The organism is Mycoplasma sp. NEAQ87857, assembly GCF_009792315.1.
Lineage (GTDB): Bacteria > Bacillota_I > Bacilli_A > Mycoplasmatales > Metamycoplasmataceae > Mycoplasmopsis.
Genome location: NZ_CP045542.1, coordinates 391744 through 415276 on the forward strand (window position 1 = coordinate 391744; position 23533 = coordinate 415276).

At 22.8% G+C, this 23533-nt stretch carries 6 protein-coding genes; 3 read left to right on the top strand and 3 right to left on the bottom strand.

The window, feature by feature from the left end; genetic code table 4:
* Position 1: 1 nt before the first annotated feature.
* The 3 genes from rplQ to GE118_RS01480 all read left to right on the top strand — a co-directional run bounded on the left by rplQ (position 2) and on the right by GE118_RS01480 (position 3652).
* Positions 2–364: a 50S ribosomal protein L17 gene (gene rplQ, locus GE118_RS01470; RefSeq protein WP_158763686.1), complete on the top strand. Its 363-nt coding sequence runs from the start codon at positions 2–4 to the stop codon at positions 362–364.
* A gap of 250 nt (positions 365–614) precedes the next feature.
* A complete protein-coding gene (locus GE118_RS01475) occupies positions 615–2231 on the top strand; it encodes a hypothetical protein (protein WP_158763687.1) in 1617 nt (538 codons plus the stop codon).
* Positions 2232–2365: 134 nt separating this feature from the next.
* Positions 2366–3652 carry a hypothetical protein gene (locus GE118_RS01480; RefSeq protein ID WP_158763688.1) on the top strand — a complete coding sequence of 429 codons (1287 nt, stop codon included), beginning with the start codon at positions 2366–2368 and terminating at the stop codon, positions 3650–3652.
* Between the two features lie 40 nt (positions 3653–3692).
* Here the strand turns inward: GE118_RS01480 and GE118_RS01485 are convergent, their stop codons facing one another.
* The 3 genes from GE118_RS01485 to GE118_RS01495 form a co-directional block, all read right to left on the bottom strand.
* Positions 3693–14090, bottom strand: coding sequence for an SGNH/GDSL hydrolase family protein (locus GE118_RS01485; RefSeq protein ID WP_158763689.1), 10398 nt, complete (start codon positions 14088–14090; stop codon positions 3693–3695).
* A 216-nt stretch (positions 14091–14306) separates the two neighbouring features.
* Entirely contained in the window at positions 14307–15347 is a 1041-nt protein-coding gene (locus tag GE118_RS01490) for an ABC transporter ATP-binding protein (RefSeq protein WP_158763690.1), read from the bottom strand.
* A gap of 1 nt (position 15348) precedes the next feature.
* Positions 15349–23529 carry an ABC transporter permease gene (locus GE118_RS01495; protein ID WP_158763691.1) on the bottom strand — a complete coding sequence of 2727 codons (8181 nt, stop codon included), beginning with the start codon at positions 23527–23529 and terminating at the stop codon, positions 15349–15351.
* Positions 23530–23533 lie beyond the last annotated feature (4 nt).

Here is a 23533-nt window from a genome sequence, read left to right on the forward strand (position 1 = left end):
TATGGCAAATCCAAAACAAATTTATTCACGTGATACAAAATGAAGAAATGGTGTAATGCGTTCATTAGTTAGTGAATTATTAGCTAACGGAAGAATTACTACAACTTTAACAAGAGCAAAAGAAGTAAGAAGACACGCAGAAAAAATGATTACTAAAGCAAAAAACCCTACTTTAGCTAATCGTCGTGCAGTTGCTGGATATGTACGTCCAATTGTTGTTGAAAACAACGAAACTGTATTAACACACTTATTTAAAAACGTAGCACCAAAATACGCTGAAAGAAACGGTGGATACACAAGAATTATTAAATTACCTAAACGTTTAGGTGATAACACACGTATGGCTATCATTGAATTAGTTTAATTATTATAATTTGAGCTTTTAACCTACAACTGAATAATAAAGTTGTACTTAAACCTAAAACCTAAATGGTTTTAGGTTTTTATTTAACTTAGTTTTACTATTGATTACCGCTATATTAAAGCCCTAACAATACCTAATAGCATTAATAAAACTTTAAAAATTTAGTACAATTTATTAAAAATATTAAATTTTGAATGATTTTAAAATTTAATATGAGTAAAAATTGAACTTTTATATTAAAGGGGTAAATATGAATAAATATCCTTCAGTTGAATTACCTGAAAGAACAAGGATTTTAAACAAAAATAATAAAAAATATGTTTATTATTCAATATCTTCAGAGTATCAAAAAGGTAAAAAATATAGTATAGACAAAAGAGTTTTAATTGGAAAAATTGATCCAAATAATCCTAAGAAAATGATACCTAATGCTAAATATTTTGAAATATTTGCTTCAGATGAGAAACTTGATGATCTTCAAGATGATCAGTTTAATTTTGCACAAAATTTTGGACATTTTATTCTATTTGAAAAGGTTGTTCAAGATCTAGGTCTTGATCAAGTTTTAAAAGAAGTTTTTAAAGACAATACAGATATTATAAAAGCTCTTTCTTATTATTTTTTAACTAACCAAAGCTTAATAATTGAAGATTTTGAAAAATGAACATTCAACAATTATTGTGGTTTAAAAAGCACTCCTTCACAAACTGTAATCTTAAAACTTTTAAATAAATACATTAATGGTCAAACAATCTTTGATTTCAATGTAAAATGAGTTAAACATATCCAACAATTATTTAAAGATGTTAAGAAAGTTTTTGTTAATTTTGATGAACACAACTATTCTATTGAAGGAAACGGCTCAATTATTAATGTGGTTTATTTGAATGATCAACATTATGGATTACCTCTTTTTTATAAAACTTATTTAAACTTTGTTTCTAGTCAAACTAAATGATTTATCATGGGTGAGGAAGCTTATAATCTAGGTTTTAAAGACGTATCTTTTGTTATTGATAAAAGTAATGGTACATCAGAGAGCATAAACCTTATGGATGAAATAAAACAGAAATTTATATGCATAACCCAAACTCATACAAAAACAATTAAAGATCTCGTTGAAAAACACAAAAATGATATTCAACAAAATGCATTTAATTACATTGATGATTTTGATGTCTATGGAATAAAATCTAAAGAAAAAGTTTATGACGATATAGATAAAAAATTTAATACATATATTTTTTATAGTTTAGAAAAAGCAAATGAAGAAATTAATTCATTTAAAAATATAGCTAAACTACTTAAGGAAAACTTTTTAAATATTGAAAAAGTTAATGACAGCATACTTTGAGCTTCAGAAGAATATTTAACAATTAAATATAATAAGAGAACAAAGCATATTCAAGGCATAAATATTAATAAAGAAAAATTACAAGAAGTAATTGATCAATCAGGATATTTTGTAATTATATCTAATACAGACTTAACAATTGAAGAAGTGTTAGAAATGTATGGAATAAAAAATAATATTGATAAAATATTTAATAAAGTAAATCAAGATAGCGATATTTATGAAACTCATTTAATAGATACAACAATTATTAATTCAAACATATTTATCGGATTTATTTCAGCTATAATTTCATCATTCATTTATTTTAAAACTAAAAAGTTAAGAAGCTATGATCCTGATATAACCTTATCTACAATAATTGATGAATTAAATAAATATATCGTTTTAAATGAAAATGGAAAACTAAAGAGAAAATATAAAATAACAACAAAACAAGAAGAATTTTTTAATTGTTTTGAGATAGATGAAGATTACATTTTAAGCTTCATAAATAAATTAAATGATTGTTAACCTAAGTTGTAAAATCAAACTAGTAATAATAATTAAAATTGATAATTACCTAGCGTTTCTTTAAAAAAGTACCAAAATAATAAAATAAATATTTTTGGTATAGAGATATAAAAATAATGTATAATTGTTTTATTATGACTAAAAAAGTAAGAGGAAGAAAAAGAGTTAATAAAAGTTTAGCTTGAGTAATTGCTAAACAAACAACTCAATATGCAACATATTTATCAGCATGTTTAAAAGATTCAACAAAACCAGGTTATATTAAAAAGTTTGGAATTGGAAATCTCAAAATTTATGAAGAAAAGTGAGAAAATCCAATTGAATATTTAAAAGGTTTATTAAAAGAAGCTCCATTACATTATGAAAGAGAAGATATTTTAAAACTTATTAATGAAGAAACTCAACAAGAAGATGTTAAAAGTCAAGTATTTGAAGAATATCCTGGTATAGAAATTGTTTCTGAATTATTTAAACATTTTGATTTATTTAGAAAATCTAATTATGATAAAAATAATGATTTAAATTTATTGGTGCATAATCAAATTTTTCAAGATATTATAAAGCATCAATCAATGATGCAAACTTATTTAAAGAATAATAAAAAAGATGGATTAGCATTTTATAAAGAACTATTCAATAATTCTTTAGATTATATTTATGAAAATAAAGATCAGATTCTTTTTAATTTGAATGAAGCAATTATTGAGAATAAAGATCGTGAAATGGATATTCTTTGATTTGATACCACTAGTTTTTGTTTTGATGATATTATTAACAGTGAATCAGAACAATCTATTGATTTAAATAATAATCAGTTTATTGTAGGTATGATCAGTGATAAAAATGGTATACCTATTCATTATAAAGTATTTAAAAATAAAATAGTAGATAGTAAAGCTCTTGTTTCTAGCGTTTTAGAAATAGAGAAATTTTATAATATAAAAAACATTACTATTATAGTCAATGAAAATGTTACTTTTGATGATAAAGATGCAAAATCATTAGAAGAAAAAGGTTATAAATTAATTTTTACTAATAGTTCAAAAGAAACAATTAAAGATATTAATGTTTATGATAGACAATGAAAAATTAAGAACAATATAAGCTTTTGAAAAGAAAACTTGCAACTTAGACCAATTGATTTTTCAACAGAAAAACAAGTTCTGGTTCATATAGCATTATGCTTTATTTCATTGGTTATGATGAATTATTTAACTTATAAAGTTAATGCCACATTAAAACCTAAACAAGCAATTACAAGAGAAGATATTATAAGAGCGATTAAAGAAGTTTGAACTAATAAAGAATATATGAATAAGATTCTAGTTAAAGAGATACCTAATTGAAACGAAGCTCGTGATATTTATTATAAACATATTAAACTTATTAAAACCACTTTAGATATTTTAAAAGCAAATTAAAAACCAACTAGACATTTGATTATGTCTGGTTGGTTTTTAATTATTTGTCACCTAAGTATCCTTGTTTTAATGAGTCTAAAATGGTTTTTCAAGCAGGTTGTTGCTCTCTATGTTTATCTTTTAAGTTTGTATAATAAATATAAACAAGTAAATCTTCTTTACTATATCTTCTATCTGAAGTAGAACTACTTCCATAAACATAGTCATTAGAGAATTCTTTTGTAGTACTGAATCAACCTCTATTGATTTTAATTCCTAAGGCTTTTCTTTTTGTGTCATCTAAACTATCATATTTATCTTTAAATTCTTTATTTTTCAAAATATCTTTTCAAGCAGTTTTGATTGAATCAGTAATAAAACCTTTAGCATCTACTGAAAAACTATTTCAAAATAAAGTTTGACTTATTTGTTTAGAAACATATCATAAAATAAAAGTATTTAAACGATATAAAGCTTGGTATTCACTAGTTAATTTATGATGATCAAAGAATGTTTTATTATCATTGGTGTTTGAATGTTTAGCATATTCTCCATTAGTTGCTTTGATAATCATTTCTTTAATTATAGGTGTATATAAAGTTTTAACTAAGTTTTCTACTTTGCTTTGGATGTTAAAAATATTAACATCAAATTTAAATCCATAAGATTTTTCATCACTTGAAGTTGTAGGATGAATAATTTTAGAAGCTATAAATGAATAAATTCCTGAAGTTTTAGCTAAATCAATATCACCACTAGTGTTGTATTCATATGTTGAACTAGTAAATAATAAATTAACAAATTTAACTCAGTTTTGATCACCTATAGCAGTAATGATTTTACTTAAGAAAGTATTTTGGTTAAGTAATTTATCAAATGATATTTGTAAATGATCATTAAGTACAATAGATAATGCACCATTAGTAAATGCTTCAATAAATGCTTTTGAAGGAGAAGTAGCTTTAGAATAATCTACATTAGCAATATTTTTATAAATTGAAGTAACAATTGTTTTAAATTCATCACTATTAACAATGGTATCTAAAGCACCTTTTAAAACATTATTAATTAATGGTTCATCATTAGCATTAACTACCATTCCTGCATTAGTCATTTTTTGCATTACAATTTTAGTTAAACCTTTGTAGAATAAATCATTATTTTTATTTAAAACTTCTTTAAATAAAGAATACATTTTTGATTCTAAAGGATTATCTTGCTCAGTTAGATGTTTTTTAAGAATATAACTAATAGCTTGAGTTCAAGAATTAAGTTCTTTAAGTTTATCAACATCATTAACTACATCATCAATTACTGTATCAACTATACCAATAAAGTGAGTATTATTTAAAATCTTGATTAGTACTTGGTTAACTGTATTAATATCTTCTTCAGATTCAGAATTAAAGACTAATTTAGCTAATTTTAAGTTAGCTGTAGCTTGAGTGATGATATTCTCATTACCTAAGAAACTAGTTACTATAGCTTTTAAAGTTGTTTTGAATTTTTCAGCATTAGTTTTATGTTGATCACTTCCAGCAAATAAAACATCTGAAACAATAAGTTTAAAGTTATTATAATTGCTTAAGTTTAATGAACTTAATAATTTAGTTGATAAGTTAGCTAGTGATTCTTTTAAATTACTTGTATTGTTTGCAAATACATCAATTAAACCATTTAAAAGATTTTCTAAAACACCAACTCTATCTAAGAAATTACCTAAATCATCAACTATTAAATCAATATAAGCATCAATACCTTCTACATTTGCTAAATTCAATTTAGCAATGAAGTCTTTAATAATTGATTTAAAGATGTCTTTGATTTCTTCATTATTTAAATTATCTTTAATAAATTGTTTTAATTGAGTTTTAACACTAGTTTTATTAGTTTCATTATTAAAGTAATTATGAAGAGTTTGATCAAAACTTGTATAAGTTTTAATAGTATCTTTATTAGTAAATAAATATTCAATAAAATTTGAAGCTAAAGTTTTTAATTGGGAAGCTTTAAGAACGTTGTTTAAAATAGTAGCAAATTGTTCTTGAGTAATAAAGCTTTTGAAAATAATATCTTTAGTTGATTGAGATAAATTATTTAAAACCAATTGACTAACATCAAGGTTTTGAACCACGTTATTAAATAAGTTACTTATAACAGTTTTAATTGTTTGAATATTATTGCTTAAATCGCTATTTAATAAGTCATTAATTACTTTTTGAATAGTAGTTAAATTATTTTGATCATTAAATAATTGTTTAAGTTGAGTAATGGTGGTATTAAAACTATAATTATTAGTTTCTAAACCTGAAATTAAATCACTAATAATACTATTGCTTAAGTTTAAAGTAGCATCTAATGATGGAAGAGTTTTTAATAAGTTTTTAATTAAACTAGTTTTATTTTCTTCAGTAATAGAATTAAATACTTTGGTATTTAATTCATTAGGTAAATAAGAAACTACTAATTTAGCTATTTTATTAGCAAATGTATCATTTGCTAATACTTTAAATAATAATGGTTTAAGTTTTGATACTAATACATTATTGGTATTAGTATCTTTAACTATTAATTTAATTAAATCTAAGTATGAGTTAGTATTTTTAAATTCATTTAAGTTATTAAATACTTTATCTAATAAAGCGTTTTTAAATTCTTGATCTTTTAATAATTCTAATATCTTAACTCATATATCATCTATATTATTACCATCAGTAGCCAATTTATTTTTAATCTCATTAGCCACTTCAGTATTATTAGCTATATTTTGTAAAATGGTAGAAAGAATTGATTTAAATTGAGCTTGATTTTCTTTGGTTAAATTAATACTATTAAAGATGTTTTTAACTACTTGATAATTTGATAAATCAAAGATTGAGCTTAAATCATTAATAAAATGATTGAATAATTCACTAAAGTTATTTGAATTATTAAATGCTTGAATCATCTTATTTGATAATTGTTCAAAAATATTATTTGAATTAATGTAATTAACTACTATGGTAGTTAAATTAGTAATTAAAGCACTTTTATCAACGGTAGATAAATTATCATTTAAATGATAATTAACTAATAATTTATTAACTATAGCAGTAATTAATTGATTAGTTGCTGGTTCATTTAAAGCATTAGTAAATAGATTTTTAGTTAATTGAACAACATTAGCATTAATAGCTTGGTTAGTAATTAAGTTTTTAATTAAGTTAAATGGATCATTTAACTGATCAATTCAATTATTATTTGAATTAATTAAATTATTAACCATTGTATGTACTAAGTCTTTAAATGGTTGTTGGATTAAAATACTATCAATAAAACTATTTAAATATGGTTTAACTGAAGCATCAAAGAAGCCGCTATTAATTGCATTAATTTGTTGATGGATAAAGTCTTTAACTGTTTGGTTAGTTGTTAAATGATCAAAAATTTGATTAATTAAAGTTATTAATTTAGTTTTATCTAAAGCGGTATTATTCAATACTGCTTTAAAACCTTGTTGGATAATACTTAAATAATTATTTTGAATATAACTTGAAAGATTAGTATTAACAGTATTTAAAAACTCTTCTAAAGAATGATATTGTTTATTGTTTAATGAGTTAATAATTAAATCAATAAAACTATTTTGTTGATTATTGGTTTTTAATAATTCAACTACACTATTAACCATAGGTACAATTACACTGTTTTTAGTATTTTGATCAATAGTAATATTATTAAGTTCTAAGTTTTTAACTATTACATTAGTAATAACGGTTTTAATTGAATCATTATTTAATATAAATTCTAATAATGATTTTAATTCGGTAGTTAATGAATTAAAATCAATTACTTTTAATACTTCTTGAATCAATTGATCTAAAGAAGTTACATTGGTAAAGTTAGTAATATTTGATAAAACATTTTCTAAAGTTTTAAAGAAAATATTTTTAAAATGTTGATTATTTAATAATTGAGTTAATAAGGTTTTTAAATCATCTAAAGCAATATAACTATTAGATTTTTTATCAATTTGAGTTGCTAAAACATTAACTAATTGTTGGTTATTTTGAGCAAAAATATTTTTTAAGATGGTAATTAAAGCATCTTTAGAATGAGTAAATACTTCTTTTTGAGCTACTTTAGCCAAAAATTCTACAATATTTTTACCATAATCTGCTTCATTTTTAGTATGAAGTTGTTGATCAATAGCACTAACAAGATAAGTGATGAAGCTATTAATTGAAATATGACCATTTTTAGCTAATTGATTAATTAGAGCATCAGTTACTAAATTACTAAAGCTAAATTCACTTTCTAATAAATCATATAAGTTCAATGCATCTTTAAGTAAAGCATTTTTTTGTTCTTGACTAACACCTGTAAAATAAACACTATATTCACTATTGGTTAATAAAGTATTTAATACTGATTCAAATGATGATCTAAAGTTTGCGTCATTAATAATAGTTTGAATAAGAGATTGTAAGCTTGGTTTAATAGTATTAACTAATTCATTATCACTAAATAAAGCTTTAATTAAATCAGTATAATTATCAGCATTTTTAACATTGTTGTTATTTATAACTGTTTTAATAACTTGGTTAGTTAAATTGACAATAGCACTATTTTCATTTGCATGATTTAAAATTGAAGTTAAAACATTTTTAACATTAGTTTCATTTAAATTAAATTTAGATCTTAAATCATTAAATAAATTAGTTCAAACTCAATCTATGATTTTAGAACTATTTTCGCTAGTTAAATATTTCTTTAATACAGCATTACTAATATTAATTAATGTTTCTTGGTTATTAGGTCTAAATAAATTACTATTAACTATTGATTTAACAAAGTTGTAATTGTTAAAATCAATAACGCTAGATAAATTAGCTATTAAATTATTTTTAAATGATTCAAAATCTACTGTAGTATCTTGTTTAAAGGTATTTATAGCTAAATTAAAGATTTTATCTACTAAAGTTTGATTTAAATCATAATCAATAATTTGCTTAATTGATAATCTTAAATCTCTTGCAAAATCAACATTAATAGTTAAATGTTCATCAATTAAATACAACCCTTTATTAATTAATAAAGTTAAAGTTCGATCAATATCACTAGATAATAAAGTGTGAATTAAATTATCAATTAAATTTTTATTTTGTTCTAGAATATTAGTATTTTTTAATCAATTAAAAATAATATCAGTGTTAGATTGATTTGAAGTTGTTGAAGTTAATAAATGATTAACTAAATTACTAATTAATTCAAATCAATCAGGATTATTTATTTGACTAGCAATTAGATTAATTAACTCAGATTTATTGTAATATTGACTTTCAGGTAAGATATTTTTAACCAAGTTCAATACTTTAGTTTTAGCTACATCACTTGTTGAAAATTTATTTAACAAGTATTTAACTAATTTAGTTAAATACTCTTTATTGCTTGAAGTATCTAAATCACTAATATTATGTAATAAATCTTGGATTTTACTTAAAATATTTGAACCAAATTCACTAGCAAAAAATTCTTTAGTTTTATCTTTAATATTAGTTAAGAAACTATTTAAATCATTAGTTTGATTAAATGCTTGATGATCATTTAAATATTTTAATCATTTAACAATTAAACTATTTTCTGAACCTAAATTATGTAAATTGTTTACTACATTATTAATAAATGCATTAGTTTGATCAAGGTTTACTTGATAAAAATCATTAAAATGAGTACTAAATAAATTAGTAATAATATTTTTTATCGCTTGAATAAAATCATTATCACTAGGATTAAATATTGATTGTCAAATATTTTGATTTTGATTAATTAAATAATTAAAATCAATTTTACTTATTAATAATTTAATTAAATCATTAAAACTGTTGATATCATTAAAGTTTCAATCACTTTCAATAATTTTATTAAATGATTGAGTTAATAATGTATTGACATTAGTGTCATTTAATAATTTTTTAACAATAATTTTTAAATCTTCATCACTTAAATATTGATTAATATTAGCCTTAGTTGTTTGGTTAATTGAACTTAAAATAGTATCTAAAATAAAATCAGTATTAGTTTTTAAATAATTTAAAACATTATTAAAAATAGTTTTAATTGATTCTTTATGATTAGTTATATTTGCTTGGTTTATATTTTTAACAAAAGTTAAAATTAAATTAGAAGCATTATCATAATTAAATCAATCACTAAATTTATGTTTAATTAAGTTAAATAAATCATTTATATTGGTTAATTGATCATTATTAGCATACTCTTTTAATGTGTTAATAACTAAATCAACTAAGTTAAATTGACTAATATTTCTTGTGATTAAGTCATAAATATTAGTTAAAATAGCTGTTTTTTCAGTTTCGTTTACATTATGAAAAATTCAACTAAGATTAGGATTATTGGTAATTAATTTTAATAAATTAATTACTGAAGTTTTAAAGTTATCATCAGCTAAATTATGAGTAATCAACTCTTTTAAATGAGTTTCAATAGTTGTTAAAAAGCTTGGATTTTTTAAGACAGTTACAATTAAATCACTAAAACTAGTTATATTTTTATCTTTAAAAGTATCAAGATTTAACACAAATGATACTAAGTCTTTAATTAATAATTTAGTATTATCTTGCACTAAAATATTTTTAAGTAAGTTTAAACTAGCTTGAGTTAATTGGTTATTATTGCTTATTTGACTAAATAATTTATCGATATTTTCAGTAGTTAAATACTTATCAATTAATAAGTTTGCAAGTTTTTTAATACTTGCTAATTGATTGGTATTTTGATCTTGATATAAAGCTTTTAATACTTGATTTACTTGAGTAAAGCTTAAATTACTAATAGCGTCTTTAAATGATTCTAATAATAATGAGTTTAATTGAGTTAAATCTTTAGTAGTGGTTAATTTAGTTAATAAATTGCTAATAAATTGCTCAATTAAATTACTTTGACTTAAAGATTTAAGTACCAAAATACTTGAATCTGCTAAGTTATTAATATCGTTATCATCTAAAGCTAAATTATTATTAGTGATTAATAATTTTAATAATTTTACTAAGGTGTTTTTATAGTTAGATTCTTTGATTTGTTTAGCAATTACAGGAGCTAAATATTTAATCATTGAAGCGTTGAAGTTAGCATCTTTAAATAAAGCACTAGCAATGTCATTTAAATTAGCTGAAGCAATTGTAGTGATTAAATCAGTGTTTGAAAGTAAAAACGGAATTGCAGCATTAACTAAATGATCAAAATTCGCATCATTTAACACGTTTTGTAAAATAGCTTTAACTTCAGTTGGGTCAATAAATTTAATTACATTTTCACTATTTAATAAAGGATCTAAATAATTTTTAATTAATAAATCTTTAAGATCTGAGTTAGCAATTTGTTTATATAAACCATAAAAAATTTGACTAACTATATCTTTATTTTGTTGAATGATATCTGAGTTTAATAATCTTGAAATTAATACTTGTGGTTCGCTATTAAATTTAGATTTTAAAATGTTTAAGATTTGATTTGGTAATTTAGCTAAAACAGCTAAAACATCACCTTGATTAGTTGCAGTAGATTTAGCTTCATTTAAATTATTAACTAAAGCATTTGATACTTCTTCAACTAAGTTTAAATCATTAATTAAACTTATAGATTTATCAGTTAAATCAGAAGCAAATTTTTCTTTAACTTCTTCAGTAGAATTAATTCTTAATTTTTGGATTCCTGAAAGAATTAAACCTTTAAGTACTGGTTTGAAATTAGAGTTATTAAAAATATTTTTTAGAATATTTTTAATATTATCTTGAATGTGATTAATATTAATTAATTCAAAAGTTTTTAAAGCGATTTCATTAGCATTTAAAGTATTAAATGATAATTTGCTTACATTATCTAAAATCGCATCAATTAATTCATTAGCAATAGCTTTTAAATCATTTGAATTAACTATTAAGTTTAAAAATTCAATAATTTGATCTTGATTAATGAATTTTTGAAGCTGATTTTGAATATCAAATGGAATATTATTGTAAATCAAGTTTGATGCAAAACTTAAATCTTGATTAATTAATTGCTTAAAGATATTTTTAAGCAAGTTAATAGTATTAGGATCTTTAAAAGTATTATCACTACTTAAATCATTAATGATGTATTTAATATTATTGGTATTTGAAAAAATATTAATAAGTGATTTTTTGACAATTGATTCTAAGTATTCTTTTATATTATTGAAGCTAAATTGATCAAAATTATTTAAAAATTGCTCAATAATATTTTTTAAGATTGAAACATTAGGATTTTCATTTAATTTTAATGCATAGAAAATTAAGTTTTTAATACTATTTAAATTAGCATCATTAGCTTGAATATTAAATTTAGAATTTAAGTAATTTAATAAAGTATTAGCAATAGGATTTATCACTTTTGAATGTTTTAAAATGCTTGAAATTCAAGTATTAATATTTAATGCTAAATCATTTTTTTGATTATTTGATACGGTATTAAATGAAATACTATTAATAATATCTTGAATTGAACCTGCATTTTTAATGTTGTCAATGTTATCAATAATAATATCAACAGTAGTATCAATAATTTTAGCTAAATTAGGATTTAATTCACTAGTATTATTGTTATTTCGATAAATGAAATTATTAATTAATTCTGTAAGATCATCTGAAGAAATATTTAATTGTTCAATAGAACTTAGTTTTTGAACAATTAAATTAACTATGCTAGATTTAAAGTTAATTAAACCATTTTTAATAATTGATTTAATTAATAACTTAAATTGAGCACTATTTTGCTGAATTAAACCACTTTTACTAATAGCAGTAATAATAGATACTAAGTTTTCTTGATTGAAAAATGCTTCTTTAGCAGCTTTAATAAAAGTATCTAAAGAATAATTGTTAGTATTAACTAACTCAATTAATTTAGCTTGCAATTGAGTAAAACTACTTTGAATTACATTTGAGTTTAATAAAGCATTATAAAAAGTATCTGCTCCTTGAGTATCATTAGCAAATAAAATATTGCGTAATATACCTTGAGGATCCAGTGATTTATAAATGCTATTATCAGTAATAAAATCTAATACTTCTAAAGTAATTTGATTAAAAGTATCAATTAAATCAACTAATCTTTTACCATAATTGCTAATACTACGTAATGGATCTACATTAGTTTCGCTAATAGTTTTATTATTTAAATATTCATTAACATTATCACCAAAAATTTGCTCAGGAGTTTCAACTGGAGCAATTTGGTATTTAGCTAATGCACCATCAGCATCAAGGAATTTAGTATTAAATCCATATTTAGGATTGTAATCTTTAAGCAATAATGAAGGATTGGTTATTTTTAAATAGATATCTTGAGCTATTTTTTTATAACCTTTTGTGCTTGGGTGAATATCAAAATAAATGCTGCTAAATTTATCAACATTTTCTTTTCAAAAATCACTATTATATGGATCGATGAAGTTAATATTTTGTTTTATAGCAACTTCTTTTAAATTATCGTTTAATAAATTCATTACTTCATCTAAGGGGCTAACTTTTAAGTTAGTTCCTAAAACTTTAGCTATAGCTTGATCTAAAATGGGTTTAATTCCTAATAATGGAGTAGGATAAGAAACTAAATTAATATTAGCATTAGGAGCATATTCTTTAATTTTAGCTACAAATTTGTTTAATCTACTTTTGATTTCAGGAACTGTATCACTATATACTTTATTAACAAAATCCAAAGCATCAAGGTATGAAGGATTTTTTGAGTTTAGATTTTTTAAAACTTCAACAATATCTTGTTTTTTAGAATTTTTAAAGACCAAATGGAAAAAGTCATTTGCTCCTAGAGTAAAGGTAATCAAATTACTTTGAGCCAATTTATTTTTAACATACTCAGGAGTAATTCCTAAAGGTAGAAGTTTTTTATTAAGAACATTATTATTTTGAACACCATCAAGAAAGTCAATTCAGTTTTGAGTTGTCGCTCCTGAAATTGCATAGTTATTAAAGTCATTAACTCGATGGTTATCGTTTAAGATATTGGCTAAAAAAGCAGGATAAGATAAACCTCTAATTTCACCATTAACAATTGATCCTTGATAGTCTTTAGGTAAAGTGCCATCAAAACCTGCTGTTAAACTATCTCCAAGAGCTAAATAATTAATTTTATCGCTTTTAGCAATAAAATTACTTGAAACAACTCTTTGAGATCTTTTACCATAGTTATCTAAGTAGTTGCTATCTTTATGGTTATCATCTTTTTTATTAGCACCACTAGAAGTTCGTTCTTTATCAATCTTAGGTAGTGTTTGTTCAGGTTTATTGTTTTTGTTATTAAATATACCAGGATCACTAGAATTAATTTTTCTACTTGAACCAGGTGCTGCACAAGAACTTAAAAAAGCGATTGAGCCCAAAAGTGCAACAGAAGTTGAAATTATAAATTTTCTTTTTTTCATACTTCTCTCCTTTAACTTTTTGTGTTTATAATATAATACTAATATAATACCAAATTACACAAAAAGTAAAATTGTTAAAAAAATACCAAAAACCCTATTTTTTTAAGGTATTTGGTATTTTTTTAAACTTTTTGATCTTTTAAAATATTTAATTATTTCTTAACGATAAAACTAAGGAGATAGTTTTATGAAAAACCTACCACATTGTTTGTGAATTTAATATTCACTAGTTTTAAGTTGCTTAGGATGAATTGGGTTTTTATTGTACTTGATTTTGTCAATTTTCCCATTTTTAACAAAGAACACTTTATCAGCAATTGGTTCAATTTCAGGGTCGTGAGTAACCATAACAATAGTGATACCATATTTTTTATTAATTTCATAAAGATAACTAAGAACTATTTCAGAAGTTTTTTCATCTAAAGCTCCTGTTGGTTCATCTGCAAAGATTAATTCAGCATTTTTAGCTAAAGCTCTTAAGATTGAAATACGTTGTTGTTGTCCCCCTGACATTTGAGATGGAAGTTTATTTTTAACATCATCCATATCAAAATCAGTAAATAATTGATGAATATCAAGTTTCTTATTTTTATCTTTTTGTAAGTATGATCCAGTTTCAACATTATCATAACCATTTAAGTTTTGAAGTAAGTTGTAATTTTGGAAAATGAAGCTTACATGCTCACGTCTAAATAAAGTCAGTTTTAAATCACTTAAATATGGTAAGTTTTTATCACAAACTACCACATGACCACAACTTGGACGATCTAATCCACTAATTAAGTTTAATAAAGTTGATTTTCCTCCACCAGATTTTCCAAAGATCATAACAAACTCACCTTTGTTAATGGTTAATGAAACATTTTTTAAAACTCTAGTAACAATATTTCCTGAAAGATAGTATTTTGAAACATTTTTAACTTCAATAATAGCGTTTTCACTATTTTTCATATCAATAAATTCATCTTTAGGACGTTTTTTATTAGCTGCATATCTTAATTTTCTTGCGATTGAACGATCTACAACAGCTCTATTACTTCCACCTTCAGCATTTAATACTTCAAAAACATTCTTTTTAGTAATTTTGGTATTTAAATCTTTTTTACCAATTACGACATCATCAGCTTGTTTTTCAAGTTCAATTTCTGTAGTAGCTGTATTATTTAAAATTTCAATTCTAGCTTCTTTATTTTCAATGATTTGTTCTACTTTATTATCAGTAGTTTCATTGTTAGTTTCTATATTTTTATTTGTCATATTATTTACCTTTCAATAGATCAATTGCCTTGATTTTGTTAATATTTCTTCATGATAGTAATGAAGTTAATGAGAATATACTAAAGATAATCACTATAGTAATAATTGTATTTACCGGAGTTAAATACAATGGGATTGAAATCAATGCTGATGTGGTTAAGAATCCTACAAATAATGACATTATACCAATTGTAATTGGAATTGCAATTAATAATGCTAGTAGGATAAATGGTATATAAATACCAAAGAACATTTTTATTTTTTCTTTTTGAGAGTATCCTAAAACACTTAAAGTAGCAATATTTTTCTCATTTTCTTGAACTAAAATAGTTGATACGATAATTAAAATAATTATTGCTAAAACGAATGAAATAATAGACATACTTGTAATAATAACTTGTGCAGTTTGAGCAATAATTTGAGTATATCCAACTTCAATATCTTTACTTCCTAATGAAGAAGCAATTGGAAAATACATCTTATTATCATAACTTTGGACAAAGTTGATAATATGATCTTTTGCATTATTTTTTTGTCTATTTCATTCATTAATGATCTCTTGATCACTAGTACCTGAAAAATCAGGATTTAAGAATTTAATAATTTGTTGTTTAGTATATCCGTTATTAAACATTACTCCATTATGTAAAGTAGTTTTAAATCCTGATGCTTGATCATTAATACCAAATATAGCATCATAAATATTATTTAAATCATTTGGAGTTAAGTTATTTGGATTTATACTATCAGAGCTTGATCAATATCCATTTATTGGATAAATAGCAGAAGAATATAATAATTGAATTGGTAATTTAGCACCTGAAAAAATTCCATTAAAAACTTCTGTTGAAGGATTATGTTGAAGTAAATTTAATCCTACTAATTGATCAATTGCACTTTTTGGAGCAATAAATTCTGTATTAATAAAGGTTTGATTAATAGCATGAACTTTAAATTTATAAACGCTATTATCAATCTTATTAGTTTTATTAATTCTATTTAATATATTTTGTTGATATCTAGTTGTTTTATTTAATATAGGTAGTTCAATGACATCTCCAACATTTAATTGGAATAAATCACTAGCAACCTTATTAATAATTAAAGGTATTTCTACATCTTTAATTTGATTATGGTTAACATTAGTTTGAATATCGTTAATTTCTTTTAATAAATCTTGGTTATTATCAACTATTTTAATATATTTTGAGTTTTCTAAATAACCATAAATTTTAATATTAGTATTTTCAATTTGGCTATCAGCATATGAATAAACTTCATCTAATTTTTTATTGTAGTAAATACCACCAAAAGAAACAAAGAATTCATAAACTTTTTTATCTTGTGGTCAGCGATTTTTATCAACTTTAGCATTTCATTTATTAATAAATTCATACCCATTAATTAAAAAATCACGATATTTTTTTCTAATCTCAGGATCAACAGTAACTTGTTTTTTAACAAAGTCATTACTAAATGGATTATATTCAAAATATCAAAAGGTTCCTTTAGCAGGATCGTCTGGATTTTGAATATATTTAAAGAAATATCCTCCATTAGCATTTAATTTAGCAGTAGCTATTGGATCGATGCTTCTTGCACCATTATCAGTTGAATTAAAGTATTCTAAATCATCTTTTAATGTTCAAACTAAGTTGGTTTGACTTCGTTCAAGTAATTTACCTACATTATCTCTTACTTTAATAACTTGAGATTTTAAAGTATCAGGTAAAGTATTATAAATTACACTTCAAGGGTCAAAATCACCACTAGCTCCTGGGATTTTAATATTAACTGAGAATTGAGTAATAATATGAGGATCAAATTGTCCTGGATTTCCATTAACGGTATTATTTGGATTAATAATTTCTGAAACTCCAGGTTTAAAGTAATCACTACGATATCTTTCAATTTCTTCAATGTTTCCATTTGGAACATATAAGCTATTGTTTAATTGTGCTTTAGATTCATCATAAATATTAATTGCTTTTCCTTCAGTTGTAGGAGTGATTAAATCATATTTAAAATTAAAGCTACGATGTTTATAAGTTTGTTTAACTGCTTTATCAAATACTCCAAAAGTAGATAACCCTAAAATAGTCATTGATGAAGCTAAAATTATACTAATAGCAAATGAAGTTAATTTTCAAAATCCATTAAATGCTAAAGCGAAAGAGAATTTATTTTTAACATTTTTGAATTTAACCATTTGTTGAGTTTTATTATATAAAGCACCAGTATTTAAATCAGATAATCCACTCATTAATTCAATTGGTTTAACTCTAAGAGCTTTTAAGGTAACCAAAATAATTAATCCACTCATTGCTGCTCAAGGAATAATGATAGTTAAAGCAAAAATTAAAGGATTAAAACTTAAAGTTTGGATTGGGAAAGTTCAATAACTAGAAAGTACATTCATTCCATATCCATGAAGCACAAATCCAGTAATATAACCTAAACTTGCTCCAATAATTGAAATAATAACAGCAAAACTAGTTAATGAAAAAGCAATTTGTAATGGTGAATATCCTTGAGATACTAAAATTCCTATAACTTTGTTTTTGTTAGCAATATATCTTTTGATAACAAAAACAATAGAAACAGAAACTAAAACAATAAGAATGATTAATAATCCACCACTAGTTAAGTTTAATGTTGAAATCATTGATTCAATAATTGAGATTCTAGTACTACGTTCTGGGTTAATTGGATCTAATTCATTAACTTTAAAGACTCTTTTAAGGTTGATCTTGTCATTAATTTGTTGTTTAACAAAAGTTTCAAGATTATTTTGGATTGAATCAAGATCTCTTTTATCAACGTTTAAAGTTAAATAATTTTTAACAGTATTAGCTGAATAAACTTGTTTAATTCTTTTAAATCCAATGTTATTAACATAAACTATAGCTTGATCTTGAGTATTAACTTGTAAATTATTTTCATCAATTAAAGGATAAATATAATCATAAGTTAATCCTTGACCAATAATAATAAATTCAATTCCACTAATATTAATTTTATAATCGCTAGTTAAACTATCAACTAAACGTTTAACTTCTAAAGGATTATGTGGAATTGGTCCATTATAGATTTTTTTATGATTATTTTGTAAATAAGCATAATTAACTTTAGCTAAATAAGCACTAGATTGACTAAAACGAATTAAGTTTTGTTCATAGTTAACATCTGTAATACTATTTAATAAAGCTAATTGCAATTTAATTAAATTTAAGCCAAAAGGAGACATTGTTTGAGCAATTACATCATTTTGAGCTTGGAATTTAATAAATTTATCATTATCTATTGCTAAAGCAATAGTGTCATTTGATTCAATAGTAGGAGGTTTAAATCCTGCTTTTTGATTGTTGAAAAATAAATCATTAATAAATTCATAAGCAGTAGTTTCATTTTGGAAAATACTTTCAAAATTAGCTAACTTATTTGATATTAAATAAGCTAAATTAGCATTATTTGAATCGCTTGAAGTAATATCAGAACTATTAACTAACAATCATAATAATAATTGAGGAGTTTTATTTCTTAATAATGGGTTTAATAAAACATCTGAAATACCTAAACTACTAAATGATTTATAGTTTCCCATTTTAACAAAGATATTATTAATAATCTTGTAATTATGGTAAATAATATCTTGTTTAAATACCCCATTAATTAAACTATTAATTACATTAGCAAATAATCCTTTATAAGGATAATGATTAGCATAATCATTACCAAAACCATAATACATATCACTTGCAGCTAAATATGAAAGATTTTTAGTTAATAATAATTCATTATCATTAATAAATTGTTTAAATTCTGGATATTTAGCTACTAAAGCAGCTAAAGCACTATTGGTATATTGATCATTTTGCTTGGTGAATAAAATATTTTTAGCATATAAAGGATCAGCTAAAGAAATAGATACACCAAATCCATTTGAAACTGTAGCTAAATTATTACTAAAAGTTAATGGGAATTCAAAAGAATTAAATTGATCAATTAATTCTTTTTGATTAAACAACTTTAATAAATCATTTGCAAAAGCAACTTTTTTAGCTAAATCAATATTTTCTAATCCATAAATTTTTCATCAAGGTTCAAAAATTGGATAAGCAAATTTAATTAAATCATAATCATTTGATCAATTAACTGCTAAAAATTGATTTAATGCACCACTAATTAATTGGTATAAAGCATTTTGATTATCGTTTAATGAACTACCAAAGTTTTTAAAGTAATCAATCACTGCACCTAAAGATGAATTAGTTGATAATTTATCAGTTGGAGCATAAGCTAATAAGTTTAATATTTTTTGTCATTTATTAACTTGTTTTGTAATTTCTGCTTGATTAATTTCAGTTTTTGAATTTCATTCAAAAAATAAGCTAGCTAAATATTTTTGACTTTTAAGCAATGAATCGTAAGATAAATGAGTTTGATTTTTAATTAATTGGATAAATAAACCTAAAGCATAAAAGGTATTACTATTATAGTTTTGATTAATCAACTGCTCTATAGAAGGTGGTTGATGTTTAGTTTGATTATTTGAAGAATTACTTGAACCTGAAGGATTAGCTAAAGCAAAGAAATCAAATAAATCAAGCTTATTAGGATCACTAGCAGGAATTTGTAATTTTAAATTTTTATCATAAGTAATAGTAGTTGCTTTTGATGAAAGATTAAACATTTTAATCAATTCATCTTTAAATCTTTTATTTGAACCTGGGGTGTTAAAAATTGATTTAAAGAAAGCATAAATAAAATCTGCATCTTTTAATGTTCCTGCAATGATATATTCATATCCACGAACTGAGATTTTTAAATCATGATCAGGGCGATCAAATGGAATTTCATATTTTTGTTGTTTGATTTTACTATCTAAAATTGAACGATATAAATCTAAATCAAAAGCTTTAATAAAGTATTTAACTCCATCTAATAAATTACTAAATGCTTGATCACTATTTTTGTTATAAGCATTAATTTGATTAATGATATTGCTAATAGAATCAGGAACAAAAGGTAAAAAAGCTTTAATTAAATTATTTTGATTTTCAAAATCAGTATTTAAAGCATATTTGATATCAATATTATCAACTAAAGTAATTAAATTGGTTTTTAATTTATTAACATTAATTGATTTAAGCAATCATAAAATAATTTCATGAATTGAATATTTATATTGATAGAATTTTTGACCTAAATGAGCTTTAATGTATTCACTATTTACTTCATTACCCATAGCATCATAATATTTATTATGGAATTTTTGGGTAAATTCTTTAGTGAAATTAGTAAATGAAACTCAATCAACACTATTAATAATATTTTTAACAGCATCAATTACTACTAAAGGATCTTTTGAAAGATTAACTAAAGCAGTAATTTGTTGTTCATTTAAAAAATCAATTTTTAAAATGTTGTTAGCAAAGTTTTTAAAGCTAATTAATTGCTGTATTAAGTATTGTTTTTGTTGTTCAATGCTTCTTATATTATTTTGATCATAAGTAACTAAATGTTTAACTCTATTAAATAAGGTATCAACAATTTTAGCTAAATAATCACCATTAGGATTATGGGTTAATTCATATAAAGTATCAAGCATTAACTTAGGTAAGATTGAAAAAGTAAAGGTGTTATTAGCAAAGATTTTATAAAAATCATTTGCGGCAAAACTAATTTTTATAGCACGAATTAAAGCATAAATTTCATCATTAGTTAAAAAACCTAAGCTTGATAATTGACTATTTAATAAAGCTTTCTCAATGTTATTAATTGCAATTGATAAATTATTATCAATTTTAGCTTCAGCTACTATTTCAGGTTTAGGTGATCTAATTCCTAAAGGAACATAAACATTATTGCTATATCCAGGAACTACAGTAGCTCAACCTGCAGGATCAATTTTAGCATCTAAGGTTCATTGATTTAATTCTAATAATGCTAATAAATCATTTTGATCTAAAGCAATATCTTTAATATTTTGATAAACAACATTATGTCATTCATATTGATTAGTATCTTTGTTTAAAGTTTTTTTAACAATAACAAAAGTTTTACCATCTTTATTGTAAATTTGGTTAGCTATAGCATAACCATTACTTGGAGAATAATTACCATTTTTATCAATATTTGATAAATAATAGATTTTAGCATTATAAAAAGTATTAGTTTCTTTAGTTAAAGGGTTAGTAACATATAAAGTTACATAATCAAATTTTGGTTTAACAAAATTTGGATCAATACTAAAGTTAAATGCAGCATAATTTAAATATTGAGTTACTAAATATGGAGGTAATTGTTTGGTTTTATAAACATTATCCAACTCACTTGCTCCAATATTTAAAGTCGAATTAGGATCGTTGATTAATTGATCTAAATTGTTAGTAATACCATCAATTTTTTTATGCTCATCTCCAGTATTAACAAAGTGAAATACTTGTTTTTTATTATTGTTAAAGCTATCTACTGTAATAGATTCTCTAACTCCAATTAATGGATGATTTAATTCAGCTTTATTTTTAGCGGTATTGAAATTATTATTACTATATTTACTATTATTAATTAATTCAATTGCTTTATTATAAATACTTAACTTAGTAATTTTTAAAGCACCATCTTTAATAATATTGAATCTTAAACTTTTAATATTAGGGGTAATATAGTTTGGATATTGATCTAAACTAATATGATCTTTATTTTCAATTTGACTAATAGTTTTAGTTTCAGGATATTGATATTTAGCTAATAAACTATTATTTTTTGAAAAATATAATAAAGCATTATTAATTTCATTATATGAAACAAAACCTTTTTGTTCATCGGAATTAAATGGAATTTTTTCTAATAAACCAGTAGCGGTATTATATTTAAAATAAAGAGTTTTAATACTTTTTTGTCAAAATGAAAATTCTTTTAAATATTCTGGAAGAACATTATTGTTAGTGCTTTTAATATTTTCGATGTAACTTTTATAAGTTCCATCTCAATCTTTAGCATGTAAATCATCATAAGTTGAAGTATAATGCTTTCTTAAATAGTTTTTTACTACAACTCTTTTAGTAATTCATTCAATTGGTAAATTGTATTCTTGATTTGGTTTAAAAGTGTAAAAAACTTGATATTTACTATAAGGTAATAAAGTATTAATATCACCAATAAGTTGGTTAATATTGAAACTAGTTTTTAAGTTTAAGTTAAATAAATTATGCTCTCCATTTAAATAATCACTACTTAAAGAAGCGTAATTAATTAAATTGGTATTAAAAGTGCTTGGAAAATCTTTAACATAAACATTGTCCTTAGTTAATTTAAAACCTAAATTATTTGCAATTTGATTAATATCTACAGCATAATAAGGTTCATTATTTTGTCTTCAATCATTTTTAACCAAAATATCAAAGGTTGCTACTTTTGTTTTTAGATTAATAAACATAGTTTGTAATTGTGATAAATAAACCTTATTATTTAAGTTATTAATATAAGCTATATCACTAAGTTTATAAGTTTTATCTAAAGTAATAGTATTTAAATCATTAAGCAATACTTGATGTTCTAAATTAATAATTGCATCGTTTGATCAAACATATAAAGGTAATTTATAATCATTAATTACACTAAATGTTTTAGTTAAACTATTGTTATCAGCATTAATATGAATTTTAGTTTCTGAACCATCAAATAAATGAGTTAAATCTTTGATACTTAAATATAAATTGTTATTTGAATTATCTAAAGGTTTGAAGTTACTTAAATTAACAAATCCTTGTTTATATAAAGGTAAATTATTACTATTATTTTTAGTTTGATATTTTTTGATCTCATCTCAATCAACTAAAAAATCACTAGTTTCACTATTTGCTTCATTATATTTAATAAAAGTAGGATCTAAATCCTGATTATTACGAATTTGGTTATCAATTTGACTTTTAGTTAGTCCATTTAAATAATAACCATCATTATAAGCATTACCATTAACTGGTAAATTTAAATCAACAGTTAAATTATGTGCCTTAGATTCATTTTTATAGTTATTAAATTGTTTGTTCATTGCTGAACCAACACTATTAATTAAGGTAAATATTCCAGTAGTTAAAAAGATTAATAAAGTTAATCCAGCAACTACTACTTTATTTTTAGTTAAGGACTTAAAGACTTCTTTAAATAAATTTTTCATATTC